Raw genomic sequence first — 20,556 nt, 5'->3', positions numbered from 1 at the left:
TTCCTATATAATAAAAACTAGTTTTATAAAGCTAGACAATCATGGGTAGACACAAGGGGAGACTAGAATGGAAATACTACAAGCAACAATGGATGAACTAGAGGACTTAGCAAAACTGTTTGATGAATATCGTCAATTTTATGGAATTGAGTCAGATATAAGCAGTGCCAAGGCATTTTTACAATTACGATTGGCCTTGAAAGAATCCGTCATTTTTATCGCGCTGATGGATGACAAGATAATTGGATTTACACAATTATATCCAACATTTTCGTCCATTGCTTTACAGCGAGCCTATATTTTAAATGATATTTATGTAACAGAAGATGCTAGAGGCCTAGGGGTGGGCAAGGCATTGATGGAAAAGGTATTTCATTATTGCGAGCAACAGTATGCTCGCTATGTCACGTTACAAACGGCGGCTGATAATGTAAATGCACGTAAGCTTTATGAAAAGCTACAAATGAAGCAAGATGAATATTGTAATTATGTTAAATATTTTATGTAAGCTGAAGTGGTGAAGCACATCGTTGGATGAAAATGCTTCTTTCAGATCATAAATATCCCCTAGATCGTTTTGATCTAGGGGATATTTTTAATTCTAACTATTTTATTTCAAGTGTATAGGGTTGTGTGCTAGCTTTGCCATCAAACTCACTTACTTCAATATAATATTTACCCGCATCTAGCTCCACCGTACCAACCTCGGCATCACCAACACCGTAAAGATCGAATGTTTTGACGGTTTTTCCGTTTGCATCTAACACTCGAATAACACCATCCAACGCTTTTTCGGTTTGGAGTGAGAAGAAGACTTCGCGTTTCTGGTCGTTATTCCATTCAAAATAGTCTTTATCACCAAATGGTATACCTGCATTTAAATATTGCGTTGCAACCCATTTCTCATCCTTTTTCACAAGAACAGATGGCTTGCTAGGTACTCCATTTACTAATTTTGAATCCGCATCTTCATCCACATGCTTATGATCAAACAATGTTAATGTATAAGGCTGAATCGATACTTGGCCAAGCCCCATGCTGTTGACTAGAATAAAATAGCCTCGATCCTTCTTTGCCTTAAACGATGTATTTACATCGTTTGTACCCATCATTCCAAGTAACATTTCAAGAATATTATCACCTAGTCCGAATGGAATTTCTGTTTCCATTTCTTTGGCATCAATCTTCATATTGCCGTTCGTATCTTCGATGATAGCTCCTGCAAATTTTAAGTCTTTTTGTAGTTCTTTAGGTAGCTGAGCTAATTGTTCATTTGTAAAGGGAACCGAAGAAAGAAGCAGACTCATGACCTCATCATTGCCTTGTTGCTTATAGTAGTAATAATCTACATCATCTTGATAAATCAGGTGGTCTTTATAAGTTGTACCTGGTTGAATTTTTAGCGCTTTTGCTTCCTCATGATTGTTTGGATTGTACTCTGCTGGAATATCGCCTATTTTCTTTGTTTTCAATGTATAAGGCTCAGCAGATCGTTCTCCAGCATTGACAACGGCTACCACGTATGTTTTGTCCTTTTTCAATGGGATGACCTTTGCATCGTCTTCGTTACCAGCTGAACCAAGTAGTAGTGCCAGTATACCAAGGTCATTAGTTAAGGAAGAAACGGGAATTAATTCTTTTGTTTCTTCATCATATTCAAACACTGTACCTGTCGGCATTTGGTTCATGCCTTTCAAAAAGCTGAAGCTATAAAGGGCGTCTTCCTTCGCTTTAAATAAGAAATAATCCTCATCATAATCTGTTTGGAAATAAGCTTTTTGATCGTCACCTATTTCAAACCGGATTGCCTGCTTAATGATAGGGTCAACATTTTCTAGGTTGCCTGAAGCCGTAGGATTCAATAACATACTCATCAGGCTGTCAATTTCATTACGTTTTTTTATGTTGTTTTCTATAAGCGGTAATTGGCTCTCTGGAACATTTTCTTCGATCATGGCTTCATCTATAGGGAGACCATCCTCATCAGGTGGGAGGGAAACTACTTCGCCTTTTAATGTGTAAGGGATCATCGATTCACTGATCGTTTCTTCTTTTTCGATGCCGCCACTAAAGAACATCTCCATAGAAAACTCGCTATTACTTTCATTAGATACACTTAAAACGTACTCTTGATCTGGAACAGCATCGATAATCATACGAACCGGTTCACCTTTTGCTGTACCATAAGCGGTCTGCATTGGATAGGCTTCTTCTTCACCTTCATCATTTTCAGCTTGATCGATTTCTTCTGGTGGCACAGGATTAAAGTCATCTTTTAGATAAAGCTCCATAGAGGCAGTGACACCTGGAATTCCCGATAGATCAAATTGTAACGTCGTCGGTTTTTTGACAGAGAACGTGAAGTAATCTTGATCTTGTTGTTGATCTTTTGACAGTAATGTATAGTTTTTACCTGCTGTACTATATGGGAACTTTTTAATAGGCTCCATCGTAGACTTGTCTATTGTATCAATTGGCAAGTCCTTCGTCGTTTGTGCTGTAAAAATGTAAGTAGATTTGCCTTTTAAACTATAGCTTCCATTATGATCTTTGACACCAATGACAAGCGTTCCCTTTTGATCTGCTTTAAATAGATAACCTTCTTTTTTTCCTACGCGAACATCATTCACATGGATAGGCTCTACATCTCCAATCCCGCTATTTGGGTAGAAATATAAATCAAAGGCATAGTCGTATTTGTCAGCGCCTTTTAATGTTAATTGAGCATATTCATTTTCTTCTAAATCGACTTTATACCATTTCTTTTCGTCTTGCTGTTCAAAAGCACCCTGTTCTGTATTTAGCTTATTTTTAGCAAGGATCTTGGCGTTCTTAATACGATCTTCCTTTGTCTCTGAATAATGCTTAGGCAATTTATTTAAATCAAATTGTAATGCTTTTACAGGGTCAACTAATCCGTGACCATAAGTAAGATCATAGCCTTTCTCGCCCAAATCTTGCGCGGTCATTTCTAAAATCGCTTCTATTTGATGCGGTTTTAAAGATGAGTCTTTGGATTTAAGAAGAGAGGCGATACCTGCCACGACAGGAGAGGCCATGGATGTTCCACTAAATTTGACAAAAGATGATCCTTTCTTCGCATCATGAACGGTACTATAAATGTCTTCCCCTGGTGCAACAATATCCACAGACGGGCCGTAATTGGAGTAGCTTGATAGTTTGTTGCGTTCGTTTGTTGAACCAACACTAATGACACCTTCGTAAGAAGCGGGGAAGGAATATTCATCTGTCGATTCATTGCCTGCGGCCGCCACAATTGTAATCCCACTATCAATCGCCTTCTGAACGGCTTCCTTCATCAGGGGAGATTCACCATAGCCTCCTAGACTCATATTAATGACGTCAACGCCCTGCTCAATTGCATAAAGAATACCCTGTGCAATGATGAAATCATTAGCACCTTCTTTGCCATTAAATACATCAATTGGCAGTAACTTTGCATTCGGATTAATCCCATGCCCACCTACGCCATTATCTTTTGCTGCGGCGATAATACCTGCCACATGTGTTCCGTGATCGCCTGAATAGGTAGTATTAGCAGGTGCTGCTGCATTATAGGGTGGGAGTACTTGTGACTTTAGATCGGGGTGTTTAAAATCTACACCAGAATCAATGACAGCAACTGTGACATCATGGTTGCCTGCTAATTCTAGTGCCTTATCCATTTGCAGTAAGTTTAAATGATACATCTCTTGTTTTTTAGGATCAGCTTCTTTATTAAAAGAATGATAGATGTAACTAGGAGATACACTTGATATTCCGTTTTGCTTTAAATAGTAAGAGACGGCTTTTTCAATCGATACGCCTTTATTTAGTTGTACAACATCATACCCTAATGAAGGAATGGAGCGGATGACCTTGGAGCCAATTTTTTTATGTACGTTTTTATCAAGACCTGAATGCTTGATAACAATTGTATCCTTACTCATCCATTTTTCTTCATTCTTCTCTGTTTGTTTCGCACTGTTTGCCAGCATGTTTTTCGCTTTATGCTGAGGTGCCTCAGCAAAGGCAGAAGCAGTAGGAACCATGAGTGCAGCAGATGCTACAACAGCGACTGATTTTTTATACCAACTTTTCAATTGTTATCTCTCCTTGGTGTTATAAATTAAATCTCGACTATATTAATACGGACAAAGATTAGAAAAGTTTCGTAATGTAGGAAAATTTTTCTTTGCTATTTTAATTTTTGGTAGGTTTAACGAAAAAACCTAGCATTGTTAAAAGCTTTAGATCATTTCTATTAATTGTTGTAGCTCCTGCTTGGAACGAGGGATGTTGATATTTTCCTGCAATAGCTTCTTTTTTTGCAAAGCTATGACCATTTCAAAAATCCATGGACGTTCAAGATGCGCGCGATGTAACAATTCGTCTTCATAAAACAAGGTGATTGGATCACCGTTATAAATAATTTTTCCAGCCTCCATAACAATGATTAGATCTGCCCATTCATAGGCGAGAGGTATGTCATGGGTTGCTAGTAAAATGGTTCTCTCACCATCATCTAATTTGGCTAAGTATTGTAATACTTGTGTAGCATAATAATTATCAAGACCTGCTGTTGGTTCATCTAACAAAAGGACAGAGGGCTCCATCGCTAAAACACCTGCCATTGCTACACGTTTTTTCTGACCTACGCTTAAAAAATGAATGGGTTTATCAAGCAAATCTTCCACTTCGGTTTGCGCAACGGCCCATGCTATTTTTTCTTCCGTTTTTTCAGTAGACCAGCCGAGATTCAATGGGCCAAATGCTATATCTTGCTTGACGGTCCCTGAAAAAAGCTGATGATCTGCATTCTGAAAAACAATGCCGACTTTTTGGCGTAGGGCCTTTAAAGCTTTTCGACTATATTCCAGACCGTTGCCTTCGAATATAATCGTCCCAGCTGTAGGTTTTAAAATACCGTTAAGATGCTGAAATAAAGTCGATTTTCCTGCGCCATTATGCCCGAGTATGGCGATTTTTTTACCTTTTGGAATGTCTAATGTAATATCTGACAACGCCTTCGTACCATCCGCATAGGCATAAGATAATTGGTTGAGTTCAAAATAAAATGCTGTCATGTAAAATACCCTCCATATACGATGAGGACTAGTAAAATAGCTGCCATGCCTAGCCAATTTTTCTTGCTATAAGAGCCCATCTCTTGCCAGTAGACGGCCTCGCCTCCACGTGATTGTATGGCGTTGTTGAGCTCCCGGCTACGCTGAAACATTTCCACAAATAATGCCACAATAAGCATGGAGACAGAGCGTAGCCATTGCATCGGTGAATGATAGCCGAGACGTGCTTGCTGGGCGAGATGTATATTTTGCATGCTTTCTAAAAACATAAAAATAAAACGATAGGTTAGTTCGACGAGCTCCACTAATAAAGAGGGGAGTCGCCATTGTCGTAGCACATAACATATTCCTTGTACGGAAGTGGTTAGAATTAAAAAGTATAAACAACTAATGCTGCCAAGGACAATAAAGAACAGCTGTTGCGCTGCTAACACACTTGCATTCCCAATAAAGACAGTCCAATTCCTAAATGTAAACGACCAAATATGGGCAGGGAGTGTATTCGTTGATGATGTAAAGGAAAGTAAAATAGATACGAGACTTGTTAATAAGAAAAAGCTAGGTAGCAATAATAATTTGCCGTAGTATGCAAGCGGAATTTTTGCACCTAAAATGATAAAAGCACTCATTACTAAAAATGTAATGAGTGAAAGTCGTTCATCTCTCATGATGAGCGTTATGAGAAGTAGTCCAAGTGAAAATATCATTTTTTCTAGCGGATGAACGGACGCTAGCTTATTCAGATAGGCATACTTATCAATGAGTAACATAATGGTTAACCTTCTTTGTGTTTGCCACGCATATAGCCGATGAAGTAGCCAATAAAGCCAGCTCCTATAGCTGCCTGTAGCACGAATAATAAGCTTTCGATTTCACCACTTGGTGGCTCCCATAGACTTTCAAACCATGGTTCATATTCCGCATTGATTTCACCGATAGCTGCTTCTGCTTCTCCATCAGCACCACCAAATTCAGCACCTTTTTGTATGAATAAGGGAATGATGGCTAACAACACAACAATTGCTAATAACAATAAATTTTTTTTCATTTGTTAATGTGCCTCCTTTGTTGAGAAAACACGTAACGTTTTTAATTCGCTAACATTGTATTTTTTCAAGAAATTCATCACAATGACCGTTAAAATTCCTTCACTCACTGCTAAAGGAATTTGCGTTAAGGCAAAAATACCTGCAAACTTTGTAAAGGATGCCATAAAGCCTCCAACCTCTGAAGGAAAGGCTAGTGCTAGTTGTACAGAAGTCACAATGTATGTACCTAAATCACCAAGCATAGCTGCAAAGAATATGGCTAGTGAAAATGACAACCCTACTTTTTGAGCCCCTTTAAAGACAAAGTAAGCAATAAAAGGACCAACAATAGCCATAGAAAAGGCATTAGCCCCTAAAGTTGTAATTCCTCCATGAGCTAATAATAAAGATTGAAATAATAAAACGATTGTTCCAATTACACTCATTGCTAGAGGGCCAAAAAGTACTGTCCCAAGTCCTACACCAGTTGGGTGAGAGCAACTACCTGTAACTGAAGGGATTTTTAGGGCGGATAGCACAAAGGCAAAGGCTCCTGAAAGCCCCAAAAGCATTTTTGTTTCAGGATTTTCATCAATGGTTTTTCGAATAGAACGCAATCCTAGAATGATAAATGGGATAGAGATCACCCACCAAAAAATAGCCCATTCGATTGGTAAAAAACCTTCCATGATATGCATGGCAAAGGCACGTTTTGGCACGATTAAAAAGGCCAGTAAAAAATAACTAAGTTTCCACCATGATAATGTCAAAAAGCTTTCCTCCTAACTAATTAATAGATTTTTAGAATATTGCGTGCGTAATTAAAAAAAGCACTTCTCCTTAGGTGGAAAAGTGCATAGCTAAAAAAGCAAATAACAGTCTCATCTGCTAAGCCGCACACCTATCCTCGTAGGTTGAAACGATCACTTATTTTTCGGCAGGTCTCCTGGCTCTAGTTCAATGCTTTATAGGTCTTCCCATCCGTTGGACAGTGACATATTCTATAAAGCTCCCTATTACAGTGGCGGGACCGCGCCGGACTCAAACCGGCTTCCCTTTTAAGCAAAATGACAAGCACTTTGCACCGAAAAACATTCAAATTGTGAGATTTCACGACAAAGTGTAACATGAATTTCCATAAATATGCTATACCTTTTATGAAATTTTTTAAATTAAAGGTCAACGGTGAATATTCTGATAAAATTTTGTGTGCAAATTATATGATTGTATAAATTTCATACCTAGTTCCATTCAAAATTGATAAATTTGTCATAAATTTTTAAAGAAATATTGAAATTTTAAAATAATAAGATATGATAAAGACAGTTTTCTATTTAAAATTCTACTAAAAATTTCATATAAAACGTCAATAAGTGCTCGAATAGCTCGAGATAATAGGGAAATTGGTGAAAATCCAATACAGCCCCCGCTACTGTAATAGCTGATGAAATCGCAAAGCCACTGGTGCAAACTTGGGAAGGTGCGACAGTAAAATGAAGCTTAAGTCAGGAAACCTGCTTATTTGATTGTGCATGCAAACTTTTCGGAGGGAGAAGTTGAAGCGAAAGCGGGTACCTGTATTTCATTCTATTCGTTTTTATTTGGCTTCTACAAAACCTTTACTCTTCGTTATAGAGTAAAGGTTTTTCTTTTTCCAAAAAGCAAATGAGGGGAGACAGAAGATGACAACTTGGAATTTAGAGGGGATGAAAACACATCTCTTTATTTGCAATGGCAGTAGCTGCATGAAAAAGGATGGGGAGGAAATTACCTTAGCCATTCGAGATGAGATACAGCGGCAAGCACTCGATCAGGAAATACATACGACAAGAACGCGCTGTAATGGACGCTGCAAGGATGCTTGTGTGGTAATCGCTTATCCTCAAGGAAACTGGTATCGTGTGCCATCAACAGAGCATGCTAGAACACTAGTACAAGATTTACATCATGAATCCTTATACAACGAACATGTCTTTACACTTCGTGAAGGTACATTACAGCGTACTGCTCAAACAACTGCCATTAAAGGGATCGAAAAGGTGAAAGAGGGGTAACAACATGGCGCAAAAAGGAAAAATTTTCGTAGTAGGCTTTGGACCTGGAGATTTTAAGCATATTACGACACGTGCAGTAGAGGCTTTACAACAAAGTGATATGATTATAGGCTATAAAACCTATGTAGAGCTGATTCAAGATTTAGTAAGTGCAAAATCGATTGTTAGTACAGGCATGACAGAAGAAGTGTCGCGTGCACAGGAAGCCGTTCGTCAAGCCGAAGCAGGGAGCATCGTCTCAGTAATTTCGAGTGGTGATGCAGGCGTCTATGGCATGGCAGGATTAGTCTATGAGGTGTTAATTGAGCTAGGCTGGACAGAAGCTACAGGAATTGAAGTAGAAATTGTTCCTGGGATTTCTGCGATTAATTCATGCGCTAGCATACTTGGTGCACCTATTATGCATGATGCTTGTACAATCAGTTTGAGTGACCATCTAACACCATGGAATTTAATTGCAAAGCGTGTCGAGGCAGCTGCAATGGCGGACTTTGTCATTGCTTTATACAATCCTAAAAGTGGACGTCGAACAAGACAAATTGTCGAGGCTCAACGAATACTCTTAGAATATCGTTCGCCAGACACACCAGTTGGGCTTGTGAAAAGTGCCTATCGAGAACGTCAAGAAGTGACCATGACAACACTAGCAGAAATGCTAGAACATGATATTGGTATGCTGACAACTGTCATTATCGGGAATTCGTCAACATTTTTCTATGACAATAAGATGATTACGCCCCGCGGTTACCAACGTAAATATACCCTGGGTGAAGAGAAACAGCCATTACGTCCACATCAACGTTTACGCGAAGAAAATGAACCTTGGGCAATGAACCAAGAGACAGGAACAGCGCGAAATGACTTTACGGCTGACCCTAATGCAGGGCGCTTTAATAAACCCAGTATAGCCGCTACGCCAAAGCCGAAAAAAACAGCTCTTGAAATGGCTACAGCGGCACTTGCAATGGTAAAAGGGACAAGCGCAGTCAAAATAACACCGAAGCTTGTACAGCAAAAAATAGAATCTATTTTTGAATTAGCAGTAAGTCCTGGTGTAGCCAATAAGTTTTTTACTCCCCAGCAAATGATGACGTTAGCGGAGGTCGTTGGGGATGAGGGGACGATGGAATACACACCAGATCATCAAATTCATTTGAAAATACCAACGACTGCCCCTGAACAGATCACAGAGAAATTACAGGAAGTAGGGTTTTTATTAGCCCCGATTGGTGATGTGTTATCACTGAAGGCTTGTGATTTTTGCTACGGTGAAAAGGCTGATTCAATACCATATGCAGAGGAAATACAAGAAAAACTAGGCGGTATGTCCTTACCGAAGACATTAAATATTGGCTTTAATGGCTGTGGGATGGCCTGTTATCGGGCTGTATTTGATGATATTGGCATCGTCTACCGCAAAAGTAAATTTGATGTCTTTATTGGAGCAAAACCAGTCGGTCGTACTGCACACGCAGCACAGCCTGTTGTAGAAGGGCTGGAGCCTGAGCAGCTGATTCCACTCATTACAGATATTATTGAAGAATATAAAGCAAATGCTCATCCAAATGAACGCTTATTTAAATATTTTAAACGTGTGAAAAAAATACTGCATTTTACGTATCAAGATATGTCTTCCAAAATAAAAGTAGAGCCAGCTCCGTGCGGCGACTAGTAAGGAGTAGAGAGATGAAAGCTATTTTATTTGTCGGCCATGGGAGCCGTTTAGCAGCAGGAAATGATGAGGTTCGTACATTTATCGAACAAATGACACCTCGTATTGATGAACAATTTTTAGTGGAAACTTGTTTCCTTGAATTTGCTTCACCTAACATCGAAGAAGGTATTACAAACTGTGTGAAAAAGGGAGCTACAGAGGTACATGTAATTCCAATCATTTTACTGCATGCAGGCCATTCAAAGCTGCATATTCCAGCGGAAATCGAGCATGCGCGTGAGCATTATCCAGCGATTACCTTCACATATGGTCAAACAATTGGTATCCATGATGAAATCTTTGCCATTTTACAAGATCGCCTAGCTGAAATTGGCTTTAATTCAGAACAAGAGCAGGAAGACACAGCGATTTTATTGATTGCACGAGGTGGCAGTGATCCATCTGCTAATGGTGATTTTTATAAAATCACGCGACTTTTATGGGAAAAACTACCTGTAAAATACGTAGAAAGTGCTTTTATGGGTGTCACAGATCCACGCGTTGAAGAAGGAATTGAACGTTGTGTCAAACTAGGTGCAAAAAAAATCATCATGTTACCATACTTTTTATTCACAGGCATTTTGATGGAACGCATGCATGGCATGTGTGAGAAGTTTAATGAACTTTATCCAGATTGTGATATTCAAATTGCTAACTATTTTGGCTACCATGAACGGTTACAAAATGTTTTATTAGAGCGTATTGAACAGGCAATCAACGGTACATCAACAGGTATGCAAGATCTAGAAGATTATCGCGCCTATGCGGCAGTACATGGACATGCACATCATCATCACCATCATGATCACGATCATGGACATGCACATCATCATCACCATCATGATCACGATCACGATCATGGACATGCGCATCATCATCACGACCATCACGATCATGGGCATGACCATCACCATCATGACCATGACCATCATCATGAAGAGGAGCCGGTAAAATGATTTTCATGTTAGCAGGGACAAGTGATGCAAGGGATCTAGCCCTTGCATTACAAAGCGCAGGTTATGCGGTAACCGCTACGGTCGTCACTGAATCGGCAGCCTCTAGTCTTGCTGACGTTGGCCTGCCACATTTAATCGGTAGACTGACAGCTGAGGAAATGGCGACCATCATGACAGAGCAGGGCTATCAATTGGTGGTAGATGCTTCTCATCCATTTGCGGAGGAAGCCTCTAAAAATGCGATGGCAGCGGCAGAGCAGGCAAAGATTCCTTATATTCGCTATGAAAGAGCTCATGAACATTATGCCCATCCTTTGATTACTGTTGTAAAGGATTATGAGGAGGCAGCTCAGCTAGCTGCAGAAAAACGCGGTGTCATTATGCTAACGACAGGTAGTAAAACACTCGCTACATTTACAAGGGTTTTACAGGGCTTAGAAAATACAAGAGTAATCGCTCGTATGCTTCCACGACTGGATAATATGGAAAAATGTGAGGCACTTGGCGTGGCGCAGCGAGATATTGTGGCTATTCAAGGTCCGTTTTCAAAGGAATTAAATGAAGCTCTATTTCGTCAATACGGAGTGACGTTGTTGATTACCAAAGAAAGCGGTAAAGTGGGCTCAGTTGATGAGAAGCTAGAGGCAGCTCTCGCATGCCAGATTGAAACGATTCTTATTGCACGACCAAATATACAGTACGGCCAACAATATTCAACATTTGAAGAAGTATTACAGGCTGTTGAACATACAATTTAGGAGGCATTTTCCATGGATTTTAAAACAGATTTTAAACCATTAACGGTAGACCCAGATAAAATTTACGATTACAGTTTCTCTATTATTGCAGAGGAAATGGGCGAGCATGACTTCTCAGAAGATGAATGGAAAGTTGTACGTCGCATTATCCATGCATCAGCTGATTTCGAGCTAGGTCGTAGTGTCATCATTACACCAGGTGCTATTGAAGCGGGTATCAAGTCTATTCTTGCAGGACGTCATGTCATTGCAGATGTGCAAATGATTGAAAGTGGCTCTGGTAAAAAGCGTTTCCAAAAACATGGCGGTGATTTGCATTGCTATATTGCGGATGAAGATGTATCAATAGAAGCGAAAAAACAAAATACAACACGTGCCATTATTTCGATGCAAAAGGCATCCAAATTACATGAAGGTGGTATTTATGCCATTGGTAATGCACCAACTGCATTGCTGGAATTGATTCGATTAATTAAAGAAGGGCTAGCAAAACCAGATTTAATTATCGGTATGCCTGTTGGTTTTGTGTCAGCAGCTGAGTCAAAAGAAGAGCTGCTTAAACTAGAAGGGATTCCGTACATTACAAATGTTGGTCGTAAAGGCGGTAGTACAGTGACGGTTGCTGCTTTAAATGCCATCTCACTTTTAGCGGACGAACAGGCGAAAAAATAATGGAGCGGAAGCCAAAAAAGGACCCCAAGGACATGCGTCACGGTTATACGACGGGAGCCTGTGCAACTGCTGTATCAAAGGCTGCACTGCTTGCCCTTATTACCAAGGAGGAGCAAGAGACAAGTACGATTCATTTACCTATTGGTCGAGATGCAACCTTTACAATTGAAAAATGCATATTTGAAGAAAATGCTGTCAGCTGTGAAACGATTAAAGATGCTGGTGATGATCCTGATGCGACCCATCAGGCACTCATCGTTGGCACAGTGAGCTGGGCAGATACACCTGGGATTCATTTAGATGGAGGTATTGGCGTCGGGCGTGTCACAAAGCCTGGCCTGCCAGTGCCTGTCGGAGAGGCAGCCATTAATCCTGTACCCCGTAAAATGATTTATAGCACGGTCCAAGGTGTGTTGGACGAATTTCACATTACTCGAGGCGTGAATGTGGTGATTTCTGTACCTAAGGGAGAGGAGATTGCTAAAAAAACGTTAAATGGACGACTCGGTATACTTGGGGGCATCTCAATCTTAGGCACAAGGGGAACCGTCGTGCCTTTTTCGAGTTCTGCTTATATGGCCAGTATTGTCCAAGCTATTAGTGTAGCGAAAGAGGCTGGCTGTGAGCATTTAGTGGTGACAACAGGTGGACGAAGTGAGAAGTTTGCGATGAAACAATACCCACATCTAGCAGAAGAAGCGTTTATTGAAATGGGTGACTTTGTAGGTTTTACATTAAAGCATTGTAAGCGTATAGGCATCAAACAAGTTTCACTCGTTGGGATGATGGGGAAATTTTCTAAAGTCGCACAAGGAGTCATGATGGTGCATTCCAAAAGTGCACCAATCGATTTTAATTTTTTAGCACAACTGGCAGAGGATATAGGGGCAGATAGAGAAACGATAGCACAAGTTCTAGAGGCAAATACAGCTTCACAAGTAGGTGAGATGATGATGGAGAAGGGCTATGATGCGTTCTTCCATCGTTTATGTGAGGCTTGCTGCTATTCCTCTATCCATCATATTAAGGGCGGTTTAACGCTTTCCACATCGATCTATTCGATGCAGGGACAATTATTAGGAAGGGCTGATGACATTGCATCGATCGATGAAGTTGATTGGGATCGGGGATAACGGATTAGCAAGCTTATTACCGCAATACCTTCAGTGGATTGAAGACTGTGAGGTACTTGTTGGTGGTGAGCGAGTACTTGATTTTTTCTCAGACTTTAGGGGTGAAAAAATCTTGATAAAAGGAGATCTTTCAACACTTGTTGAAAGATTGTCTGAAGAAACAAGAAATACCGTGATTCTTGCATCTGGAGATCCATTATTTTATGGCATCGGAGGCTATTTAGCAAAAAAGCTACAAATAGAGGTTTATCCCTATATGAGCTCTGTCCAGCTGGCCTTTGCGAAAATGGGAGAGAGCTGGCAGGATGCTTACGTAACGAGTATTCATGGACGACCAATGAAGGGCTTGGCACAGCGAATTGATGGCAAAAAGAAAGTAGCACTTTTAACAGATGCAGAGAATAGTCCGAATGCTCTTGCTCGATATTTAAAGCATTTTGGTATGACGGAATATCGTGCCTTTGTAGCCGAAAATTTACAGGGCGACAACGAAAAAAGTGGCTGGTACTCGCTCGATGAAATGGAAGTTACTCATTTTTCTCCTTTAAATGTCGTGGTTTTAAAACAAACAATAGCACCGAAACGCTACACACTTGGGATTGATGATGAGGAATTTTCACAACGAAAGCCAGATAAAGGACTTATTACGAAGAAAGAAATTCGAGTTCTAAGTTTGCAAGCCATGCAGCTTCAACGGGATAGCATTATTTGGGATATTGGCACATGTACGGGATCCATGGCTATTGAGGCAGGTAAGCTTGCTCCTGAGGGACAAGTTTTTGCCGTAGAAAAAAATGCCCCTGATTTAGAAAACTGTCTTCAAAACCAACAAAAGTTTCGAGTCGATATGACTGCTATCCATAGTAAAGCACCAGAGGGTTTAGACAACTTTCCAGACCCTGATGCCATTTTCATAGGGGGCACTGGTGGTGAAATGGTTGAGTTACTGCAATTATGCTGTCAGCGTTTAAAGCAAAATGGGCGCATTGTCTTAAATGCGGCGACTATTGAAAATTTATATAAAGCTGTTGAGGCATTTAAAGCTTGTGGTTTTGCTGTTGACATTTTACAGGCTCAGCTGGCACGCAGTAAACCAATTTTAGATATGACACGCTTTGTGCCATTAAATCCAATATACATTATTTCCGCTTATCGAAAGGAAGAAAATCATGAGTAATCTAGGAATTTTATATGGCTTGGGCGTTGGTCCTGGCGATCCAGAATTAATTACAGTAAAGGCATTTCGAGTGATTCAGGAATCACCTGTTATTGCTTACCCAAAAAAGCTAAAAGGCAGTAAAAGCTATGCCCATCGTATTGTAGATGTGTATATTAATCCAGAAGAAAAAGATATGCTTGGTCTTGTATTCCCAATGACGAAAGATGAGGCTGTTTTAGAACGTGAATGGACAAAGTCAGTAGAACTTGTCTACGAAAAATTACAAGCAGGCAAAGATGTAGCCTTTGTTACAGAGGGCGATCCATTATTGTATAGTACGTTTATTCATATGATGAAGCTAATGCAGGACAAGCATCCAGATGTTGAAATTCGCACGGTACCAGGGATTTCTTCATTTAACGGCTCTGCATCGCGCTTAGGCATTGCGTTAGCGGATGGTGATGATCGTGTTGCGATTATTCCAGCGTATGACAATTACGAAGCTATGCGTGAAGCGATTGAAACCCATGATGCTGTTGTTTTTATTAAAGTGGCGAAAGTGATTGATTTAATGCTTGAAGTGCTACGCGATTTAGATTTATTAGATAAAGCATCCGTGGTGACAAAGGTAACATCTGATGAAGAAATCATTTGGGATGTGCGTGAGTTGGATGGTGTCGATTTAGAATATTTAACATTAATGGTGGTGCGTAAATAATGAAAAAAATCTATATTGTCGGCGCTGGTCCTGGTGATCCAGATTTAATTACAGTCAAAGGTTTACATATGTTACAAACAGCGGACGTTGTCATGTATACAGATTCTTTAGTGAGTGAGGACCTTATTGCGAAAGCTAGACCAGATGCTGAGGTCATTCGTACAGCTGGTATGCATTTGGAGGAAATGGTTGCTGTGATGGTGGACCGAGTCAATGCTGGGAAAACAGTGGCACGAATGCATACAGGAGACCCAGCGATGTATGGTGCCATTATGGAGCAAGTTGCACTATTAAAAAAGGAAGGCATTGGGTATGAAGTCATTCCAGGAGTTAGCTCTGTATTTGCATCGGCCGCTGCAATCGGAGCTGAGCTAACAATTCCTGATCTAACCCAAACCCTTATTCTAACACGTGCAGAGGGGCGCACACCTGTACCAGAATTTGAAAAGCTACGTGATTTAGCGAGCCATCATTGTACAATTGCCTTATTCCTTAGTGCAACGCTGACGAAGAAAATTGTCAAAGAGCTACAAAATGCTGGTTGGGCTGATGACACGCCTGTAGCAGTTATTCAACGTGCTTCATGGCCCGATCAAAAAATCGTACGAACAACTTTAATCGAATTAGATGAAGCGATGCGTGTGAATGGTATTCGTAAGCATGCGATGATTTTAGCGGGCTGGGCATTAGATCCGAACATTCATGATAAGGATCAATATCGTTCGAAGTTATATGATGCAAGCTTTACACATGGCTTTAGAAAAGGTGTGAAGACGAGTGATTGAGTTACAAGAGGGTGTGTTACCAGAGGTTGACCAACGTAATCCTTATGCCGTTGTAGCTATTACGAAGCATGGTGTCCAAATAGGACGTCGTCTGCAGCAAACCTTTGCAGCAAGTGATTTATATTATATGAGTAAATTTGAACAAGGCGATGAAGGAGAAAAGCATATTCAACTATTTACAGGAACAGTGCGTCTGCTATTGCCAACACTTTTTAAGCAATATAAAGGGTTAATTTTAATTATTTCACTAGGGGCAGTTATACGAATGATTGCACCGATTTTAAAGGATAAAAAGACAGACCCTGGCGTTGTGGTGATTGATGATCGAGGGGAAAATGTTATTAGCGTATTATCAGGGCATTTAGGTGGGGCCAATGAGCTAACACACGAGGTGGCAGCTGCACTTGGTGCAAATCCGATTATTACAACGGCTTCTGATGTACAAAAGACGATTCCAGTTGATTTATTTGGAGCCCGCTTTGGCTGGGTATGGGATAGTGCGGATAAATTGACACCAGTTAGTGCATCTGTTGTAAATGAGGAACATGTAGCCATTGTACAGGAAACAGGCGAACGTGATTGGTGGATGCGTGATACACCGATGCCAGAGCAAATTAAAATCTATCCATCCACACAGGCAGCCATCCAAGCTACTCCCCATGCCACATTATTAATAACAGATCGAATCATTGAACCTGAAGAAGAGGTTCTTCTAGAAAACGGTGTTATTTATCGCCCAAAATCCATTGTGCTAGGAATGGGCTGTAACCGTGGTACATCTTTAGAGGAAATTGAACAAGTAATCGATGAAACCTTGGTAGAGTTAAAGCTTTCGAAAAAAAGTGTGAAAGCCTTATGCACGATTGATTTGAAGAAAGATGAGCAATGTTTCTTAGAGATTACGAAGAAATATGATTGGGAGTTCGTTACGTATACACCGGATGAATTAAATGAAATCGAATTTCCATCACCCTCTGAAACAGTCTTTAAATATACAGGTGCATACGGCGTGAGTGAACCAGCAGCAATGCGCTATGCACAGGTTCCATCACTTCTATTAGGGAAGAAAAAATCGGGTAATGCTACGATTTCAGTTGCTAGATATCTATTTTAAGGAGGAAGTCCATGCAAACAAATCGCTTTGTACTAGCTGGTACGGGCAGTGGTGTAGGCAAAACTACTTTTACCATTGGACTGATGAAGGCACTTCAAAACAAAGGGAACGTGGTGCAGGGCTTTAAATGCGGTCCTGATTATATCGACCCAACCTATCATACAGCTGTAACGGGCAGAATATCACGTAATATTGATAGCTGGATGTTCTCACACGAAGCAGTCCGTGATATTGTGGCACGTGCAAGTATAGATGCAGATGTGTCCATTATTGAAGGTGTGATGGGCTTTTATGACGGTAAAAGCCCTTTATCTGACGCTGGGTCTGCTGCTGATATTAGTGTAGTGACAGAGAGTCCTGTTATTTTAATTGTCAATTGTGCTAGCATGGCACGTAGCGTAGCAGCAGTTGTGAAAGGCTTCCAATTACTATCAGATAAGCCGAATATCGTTGGTGTTATTGCGAACCAGGTTGGTAGTGTCGGTCATTACGAAATTGCGAAGGCAGCTATTGAACAAGAATGCGGCATACCTGTTATTGGCTACCTAAAGCGTGAGGAAGGGATCGATATCCCGAGTCGTCATTTAGGGTTAGTACCTGCTATTGAAAGAGGAGAGCTAGATTCATTTTTTGATAAACTAGGGAACCTGATGGCGGAAACGATTGATTTGGATCAATTAATACATTTAACAAAGGCTCCTATCTTGCAAGAATCAGGCCATTTATTTAGGGAGGAGCCTTCACGAAATATTTGTATAGCAGTTGCAAGAGATGCAGCTTTTAATTTTTATTATGAAGAAAACTTGGCTTTGTTACGTGCGAAAGGTGCGACACTACAGTTTTTCTCACCGCTTGCGAATGAGCCTGTACCAGCTGAAGCAGATGGCTTGTATATTGGTGGTGGCTTTCCTGAGGAATTTGCAGAGTCACTTGCTACCAATACAGTCGTTAAAGACTCTATTCGTCAAGTCATTGCTAAAGGTCTTCCAACATTAGCTGAGTGTGGGGGCTTTATGTATTTAACAGAGGCCATTACAAATAGCCATGGCGACCGTTATGACATGGTAGGGGTAATTCCTGGAGAAGTGGCGATGCAAACAAAACTAGCAGCACTTGGTTATCGTGAAATTTTTGGCACAGCCGATAATTTCTTAATTGGTGCTGAGGAACAAGCGAAGGGCCATGAGTTCCATTATTCCAAATATAGTGGTTCTCACAATACAGCAGCCTATGAAACGATTGGTCGTTTTGGCAAAAAGAAAGAAGGCTATCAAGAAGGAAATTTAGTGGCTGGCTATACTCATTTCCATTTTGTATCAAACCCAAAGCTAGTTGACAATTGGTTAACAGCTTGTAAGAAGGTGAAAAGTAATGACTAATTATTTTCCTATTCATATCAATCTAGAATATAAAACAGTAGTGATTGTAGGCGGGGGTCACGTGGCAACGCAGAAGGTAGCATCCCTGTTACCAGCAAAGGCAAACATCGTGATTGTCAGTCCAACCTTACATGACACATTACAGTCACTTGCAGAGTCAGGGCAAATTACTTGGAAGCAAAAGGAATTTGAACCTCGTGATTTAGATGATGCCATTCTCATTATCGCTGCAACGAATGTGACAGCTGTGAACGAAGCCGTTCAAGAAGCAGCACAGCATTGGCAATTAATCAACCGCACAGATAAACAAAGTGAAAGTGATTTTATTACGCCTGCTACTGTTCGCCGTGGTCCATTGGTGGTAACTGTTTCGACATCGGGAGCAAGCCCAAGCCTAGCCCGCAAGATTAAAGCAGATTTAGAAGAGCAATTCGATGATGCTTATGATGACTATGTATGCTTTTTACAGCAAGCTCGATTAATGATTGCTGCTCAGTATGATAAAGGTCCACAAAGACGTGCGGCATTACAAGCATTGCTAGAGCCAAACATCCTTGAATGGACACGTCATGGTGAGATCGATCGACGAGAAGCCTATTTACAACAACTATTGATGGGAGCAACGCAATGAAGGATGGAATCGTATATATCGTGGGAGCAGGTCCTGGCGATCCGAAGCTCATTACTGTGTATGGACTGGAATGTATTCAAAAGTCTGATGTAATTGCTTATGACCGTCTTGTAAATCCTAAATTGCTTGATTTTGCAAAAAAGGATGCGGAGCTAGTTTATTGTGGCAAATTACCTGGGAAGCATCATCTCATTCAAGAGGAAATAAATGCATTACTCGTGGAAAAAGCACAAGAAGGTAAAATTGTTACACGCCTCAAAGGTGGCGATCCCTTTGTTTTTGGACGAGGCGCGGAGGAAGCTGAAATATTAAAAAATCATGGCATTGCCTATGAAATCGTTCCGGGGATTACAGCGGGAATAGCAGCTCCTGCATACGCAGGAATTCCAGTTACACATAGAGACTTTGCGACAAGCTTTGCCCTTGTAACTGGACATGGTCGTGAAGAAAAAGGACAAGATTTTTTGAATTGGCCCGCATTAGCTACGGGTATAGATACCGTTGCCTTTTATATGAGCGTTGGTAATATTGCCTACATTGCTCGCAAATTAATCGAAAATGGACGGAAGGCAACAACGCCAGTAGCAGTCATTGAGTGGGGAACAACTGCTCAGCAACGCACGATTACAGGGCCGTTAAATGAGATAGCTAGCATCATTGAGCGTGAAGGGTACCATAATCCTTCTATGATTGTGGTTGGCGAGGTTGTCAATGTACGTGAAAAAATTCAATGGTTTGAAGAGCAAGGACTTACCTTTTCATAATCATTTCTTATAAGCGCACAAGGAGGAAGTACTATGACTGTCACGGAAGCATTAAAAAAACGTCGAGCAATTCGTAATTACACGACACAACCAGTAGAGAAAGAAAAAATTGAGCAAATTTTACAGGCAGCAACCTATGCACCGAATGACCGGATGCGTGAGCCCTGGCATTTTTATGTCATTCAAGATGAAGCCATGAAGCGTTATGAAGAAATGGCAAGTGCTTATTTACATGAACGCTTTCCCACGAAGCCAAATTTAGTGGAAAGTTCATTAAAGGTTGTACAAACAACCCCTGTAGCCATTGTGGTGACAGCTGACATAGTAGAGGGAGACACAGATGCGACAGAAGATAATGTCTTTGCTGTATGTAGTGCCATTATGTCTATGTGGTTGACAGCAGAGGAGCTAGGTCTTGGCTTTGTTTGGCGTACACGTGGTGTTGGCCTCGTACATGATCCTCGTATGCATACGTTTATTGGTGCAAGCGACGCTCAAAAAGTAGTTGGTACAATATTTATTGGCTACCCACAGGAGCAAGAACAAACCGACAAGAAACGAACACCGTTTGCAGAAAAGACAACATGGCTGTAAGGAGGCTATC

General features: G+C 40.7%; 20 protein-coding genes and 2 riboswitches. Of the genes, 15 read left to right on the top strand and 5 right to left on the bottom strand.

What is annotated here, in order from left to right:
* Nucleotides 1–67 precede the first annotated feature (67 nt).
* The gene (locus tag L6W14_RS13605; protein WP_048392339.1) at nucleotides 68–508 is read left to right on the top strand and encodes a GNAT family N-acetyltransferase; all 441 of its coding nucleotides are present in this window, start codon (nucleotides 68–70) and stop codon (nucleotides 506–508) included.
* Nucleotides 509–605: 97 nt separating this feature from the next.
* On the opposite strand, the gene L6W14_RS13600 is transcribed toward L6W14_RS13605, so the two are convergent.
* The 5 genes from L6W14_RS13600 to L6W14_RS13580 all read right to left on the bottom strand — a co-directional run bounded on the left by L6W14_RS13600 (nucleotide 606) and on the right by L6W14_RS13580 (nucleotide 6,885).
* On the bottom strand, nucleotides 606–4,103 hold the full coding sequence (locus L6W14_RS13600; RefSeq protein WP_237898201.1) for a S8 family serine peptidase: 3,498 nt from the start codon (nucleotides 4,101–4,103) through the stop codon (nucleotides 606–608).
* A 147-nt stretch (nucleotides 4,104–4,250) separates the two neighbouring features.
* Nucleotides 4,251–5,087, bottom strand: a complete 837-nt coding sequence (locus L6W14_RS13595) for an energy-coupling factor ABC transporter ATP-binding protein (protein ID WP_237898200.1) — start codon at nucleotides 5,085–5,087, stop codon at nucleotides 4,251–4,253.
* Complete coding sequence (cbiQ, locus tag L6W14_RS13590; protein WP_237898199.1) at nucleotides 5,084–5,857, bottom strand: cobalt ECF transporter T component CbiQ; 774 nt, start codon at nucleotides 5,855–5,857, stop codon at nucleotides 5,084–5,086. Before cbiQ ends, L6W14_RS13595 begins: the two co-directional genes overlap by 4 nt.
* 5 nt (nucleotides 5,858–5,862) lie before the next feature.
* Nucleotides 5,863–6,135 (bottom strand): energy-coupling factor ABC transporter substrate-binding protein, encoded by a 273-nt coding sequence (locus L6W14_RS13585; RefSeq protein ID WP_009370241.1) that lies wholly within the window; start codon nucleotides 6,133–6,135, stop codon nucleotides 5,863–5,865.
* Between the two features lie 3 nt (nucleotides 6,136–6,138).
* Nucleotides 6,139–6,885 (bottom strand): energy-coupling factor ABC transporter permease, encoded by a 747-nt coding sequence (locus L6W14_RS13580; RefSeq protein WP_115673360.1) that lies wholly within the window; start codon nucleotides 6,883–6,885, stop codon nucleotides 6,139–6,141.
* Nucleotides 6,886–7,033: 148 nt separating this feature from the next.
* Nucleotides 7,034–7,219, bottom strand: a riboswitch (cobalamin riboswitch).
* A gap of 250 nt (nucleotides 7,220–7,469) precedes the next feature.
* Nucleotides 7,470–7,652: riboswitch (cobalamin riboswitch) on the top strand.
* 145 nt (nucleotides 7,653–7,797) lie between these two features.
* Between L6W14_RS13580 and L6W14_RS13575 the strand changes: the two genes are divergently transcribed.
* From L6W14_RS13575 to L6W14_RS13510, 14 genes are read left to right on the top strand one after another with little or no spacing between them, the layout of a single operon-like run.
* On the top strand, nucleotides 7,798–8,169 hold the full coding sequence (locus L6W14_RS13575; protein ID WP_004231296.1) for a (2Fe-2S) ferredoxin domain-containing protein: 372 nt from the start codon (nucleotides 7,798–7,800) through the stop codon (nucleotides 8,167–8,169).
* Nucleotides 8,170–8,173: 4 nt separating this feature from the next.
* Nucleotides 8,174–9,841: a precorrin-3B C(17)-methyltransferase gene (gene cobJ, locus L6W14_RS13570; protein WP_237898198.1), complete on the top strand. Its 1,668-nt coding sequence runs from the start codon at nucleotides 8,174–8,176 to the stop codon at nucleotides 9,839–9,841.
* Between the two features lie 14 nt (nucleotides 9,842–9,855).
* Nucleotides 9,856–10,839 (top strand): sirohydrochlorin chelatase, encoded by a 984-nt coding sequence (locus tag L6W14_RS13565; RefSeq protein ID WP_237898197.1) that lies wholly within the window; start codon nucleotides 9,856–9,858, stop codon nucleotides 10,837–10,839.
* Nucleotides 10,836–11,597, top strand: coding sequence for a precorrin-6A reductase (cobK, locus tag L6W14_RS13560; protein ID WP_237898196.1), 762 nt, complete (start codon nucleotides 10,836–10,838; stop codon nucleotides 11,595–11,597). The genes L6W14_RS13565 and cobK overlap by 4 nt, the downstream gene beginning before the upstream one ends.
* A gap of 12 nt (nucleotides 11,598–11,609) precedes the next feature.
* Nucleotides 11,610–12,269: a precorrin-8X methylmutase gene (locus L6W14_RS13555; RefSeq protein ID WP_004231303.1), complete on the top strand. Its 660-nt coding sequence runs from the start codon at nucleotides 11,610–11,612 to the stop codon at nucleotides 12,267–12,269.
* Nucleotides 12,269–13,402, top strand: a complete 1,134-nt coding sequence (locus tag L6W14_RS13550) for a cobalt-precorrin-5B (C(1))-methyltransferase (RefSeq protein WP_237898195.1) — start codon at nucleotides 12,269–12,271, stop codon at nucleotides 13,400–13,402. Before L6W14_RS13555 ends, L6W14_RS13550 begins: the two co-directional genes overlap by 1 nt.
* Nucleotides 13,359–14,579, top strand: coding sequence for a precorrin-6y C5,15-methyltransferase (decarboxylating) subunit CbiE (gene cbiE, locus L6W14_RS13545; protein ID WP_237898194.1), 1,221 nt, complete (start codon nucleotides 13,359–13,361; stop codon nucleotides 14,577–14,579). Before L6W14_RS13550 ends, cbiE begins: the two co-directional genes overlap by 44 nt.
* The gene (gene cobI / locus L6W14_RS13540; protein ID WP_004231310.1) at nucleotides 14,572–15,279 is read left to right on the top strand and encodes a precorrin-2 C(20)-methyltransferase; all 708 of its coding nucleotides are present in this window, start codon (nucleotides 14,572–14,574) and stop codon (nucleotides 15,277–15,279) included. Before cbiE ends, cobI begins: the two co-directional genes overlap by 8 nt.
* A complete protein-coding gene (gene cobM, locus L6W14_RS13535) occupies nucleotides 15,279–16,064 on the top strand; it encodes a precorrin-4 C(11)-methyltransferase (RefSeq protein WP_131521539.1) in 786 nt (261 codons plus the stop codon). Before cobI ends, cobM begins: the two co-directional genes overlap by 1 nt.
* On the top strand, nucleotides 16,057–17,178 hold the full coding sequence (locus L6W14_RS13530) for a cobalt-precorrin 5A hydrolase (protein WP_237898193.1): 1,122 nt from the start codon (nucleotides 16,057–16,059) through the stop codon (nucleotides 17,176–17,178). The genes cobM and L6W14_RS13530 overlap by 8 nt, the downstream gene beginning before the upstream one ends.
* An 11-nt stretch (nucleotides 17,179–17,189) precedes the next feature.
* Nucleotides 17,190–18,557 (top strand): cobyrinic acid a,c-diamide synthase CobB, encoded by a 1,368-nt coding sequence (locus L6W14_RS13525; protein WP_131521537.1) that lies wholly within the window; start codon nucleotides 17,190–17,192, stop codon nucleotides 18,555–18,557.
* A complete protein-coding gene (locus tag L6W14_RS13520; protein WP_131521536.1) occupies nucleotides 18,550–19,188 on the top strand; it encodes a precorrin-2 dehydrogenase/sirohydrochlorin ferrochelatase family protein in 639 nt (212 codons plus the stop codon). Before L6W14_RS13525 ends, L6W14_RS13520 begins: the two co-directional genes overlap by 8 nt.
* The gene (gene cobA / locus L6W14_RS13515; protein ID WP_131521535.1) at nucleotides 19,185–19,952 is read left to right on the top strand and encodes a uroporphyrinogen-III C-methyltransferase; all 768 of its coding nucleotides are present in this window, start codon (nucleotides 19,185–19,187) and stop codon (nucleotides 19,950–19,952) included. The genes L6W14_RS13520 and cobA overlap by 4 nt, the downstream gene beginning before the upstream one ends.
* A gap of 33 nt (nucleotides 19,953–19,985) precedes the next feature.
* Nucleotides 19,986–20,546, top strand: a complete 561-nt coding sequence (locus L6W14_RS13510; protein WP_131521534.1) for a nitroreductase family protein — start codon at nucleotides 19,986–19,988, stop codon at nucleotides 20,544–20,546.
* The last annotated feature ends 10 nt before the right edge of the window (nucleotides 20,547–20,556 follow it).

The organism is Lysinibacillus sp. ACHW1.5 (assembly GCF_022014815.1).
Classification (GTDB): Bacteria; Bacillota; Bacilli; order Bacillales_A; family Planococcaceae; genus Lysinibacillus; species Lysinibacillus capsici.
The sequence above is the reverse complement of the archived record's forward strand: the minus strand, read 5'-3'. Positions and strand labels throughout refer to the sequence as shown.

Excerpts from the sequence above, each read along its gene's own strand:
- L6W14_RS13510 (WP_131521534.1), top strand. The coding sequence starts at position 19,986 with ATGACTGTCACGGAAGCATTAAAAAAACGTCGAGCAATTCGTAATTAC.
- L6W14_RS13555 (WP_004231303.1), top strand. The coding sequence starts at position 11,610 with ATGGATTTTAAAACAGATTTTAAACCATTAACGGTAGACCCAGATAAA.
- L6W14_RS13550 (WP_237898195.1), top strand. The coding sequence starts at position 12,269 with ATGGAGCGGAAGCCAAAAAAGGACCCCAAGGACATGCGTCACGGTTAT.
- cobA (WP_131521535.1), top strand. The coding sequence starts at position 19,185 with ATGAAGGATGGAATCGTATATATCGTGGGAGCAGGTCCTGGCGATCCG.
- cobM (WP_131521539.1), top strand. The coding sequence starts at position 15,279 with ATGAAAAAAATCTATATTGTCGGCGCTGGTCCTGGTGATCCAGATTTA.
- L6W14_RS13605 (WP_048392339.1), top strand. The coding sequence starts at position 68 with ATGGAAATACTACAAGCAACAATGGATGAACTAGAGGACTTAGCAAAA.
- cobI (WP_004231310.1), top strand. The coding sequence starts at position 14,572 with ATGAGTAATCTAGGAATTTTATATGGCTTGGGCGTTGGTCCTGGCGAT.
- cbiE (WP_237898194.1), top strand. The coding sequence starts at position 13,359 with ATGACATTGCATCGATCGATGAAGTTGATTGGGATCGGGGATAACGGA.
- cobJ (WP_237898198.1), top strand. The coding sequence starts at position 8,174 with ATGGCGCAAAAAGGAAAAATTTTCGTAGTAGGCTTTGGACCTGGAGAT.
- L6W14_RS13575 (WP_004231296.1), top strand. The coding sequence starts at position 7,798 with ATGACAACTTGGAATTTAGAGGGGATGAAAACACATCTCTTTATTTGC.
- cobK (WP_237898196.1), top strand. The coding sequence starts at position 10,836 with ATGATTTTCATGTTAGCAGGGACAAGTGATGCAAGGGATCTAGCCCTT.
- L6W14_RS13565 (WP_237898197.1), top strand. The coding sequence starts at position 9,856 with ATGAAAGCTATTTTATTTGTCGGCCATGGGAGCCGTTTAGCAGCAGGA.
- L6W14_RS13595 (WP_237898200.1), bottom strand. The coding sequence starts at position 5,087 with ATGACAGCATTTTATTTTGAACTCAACCAATTATCTTATGCCTATGCG.
- L6W14_RS13585 (WP_009370241.1), bottom strand. The coding sequence starts at position 6,135 with ATGAAAAAAAATTTATTGTTATTAGCAATTGTTGTGTTGTTAGCCATC.
- cbiQ (WP_237898199.1), bottom strand. The coding sequence starts at position 5,857 with ATGTTACTCATTGATAAGTATGCCTATCTGAATAAGCTAGCGTCCGTT.
- L6W14_RS13525 (WP_131521537.1), top strand. The coding sequence starts at position 17,190 with ATGCAAACAAATCGCTTTGTACTAGCTGGTACGGGCAGTGGTGTAGGC.
- L6W14_RS13520 (WP_131521536.1), top strand. The coding sequence starts at position 18,550 with ATGACTAATTATTTTCCTATTCATATCAATCTAGAATATAAAACAGTA.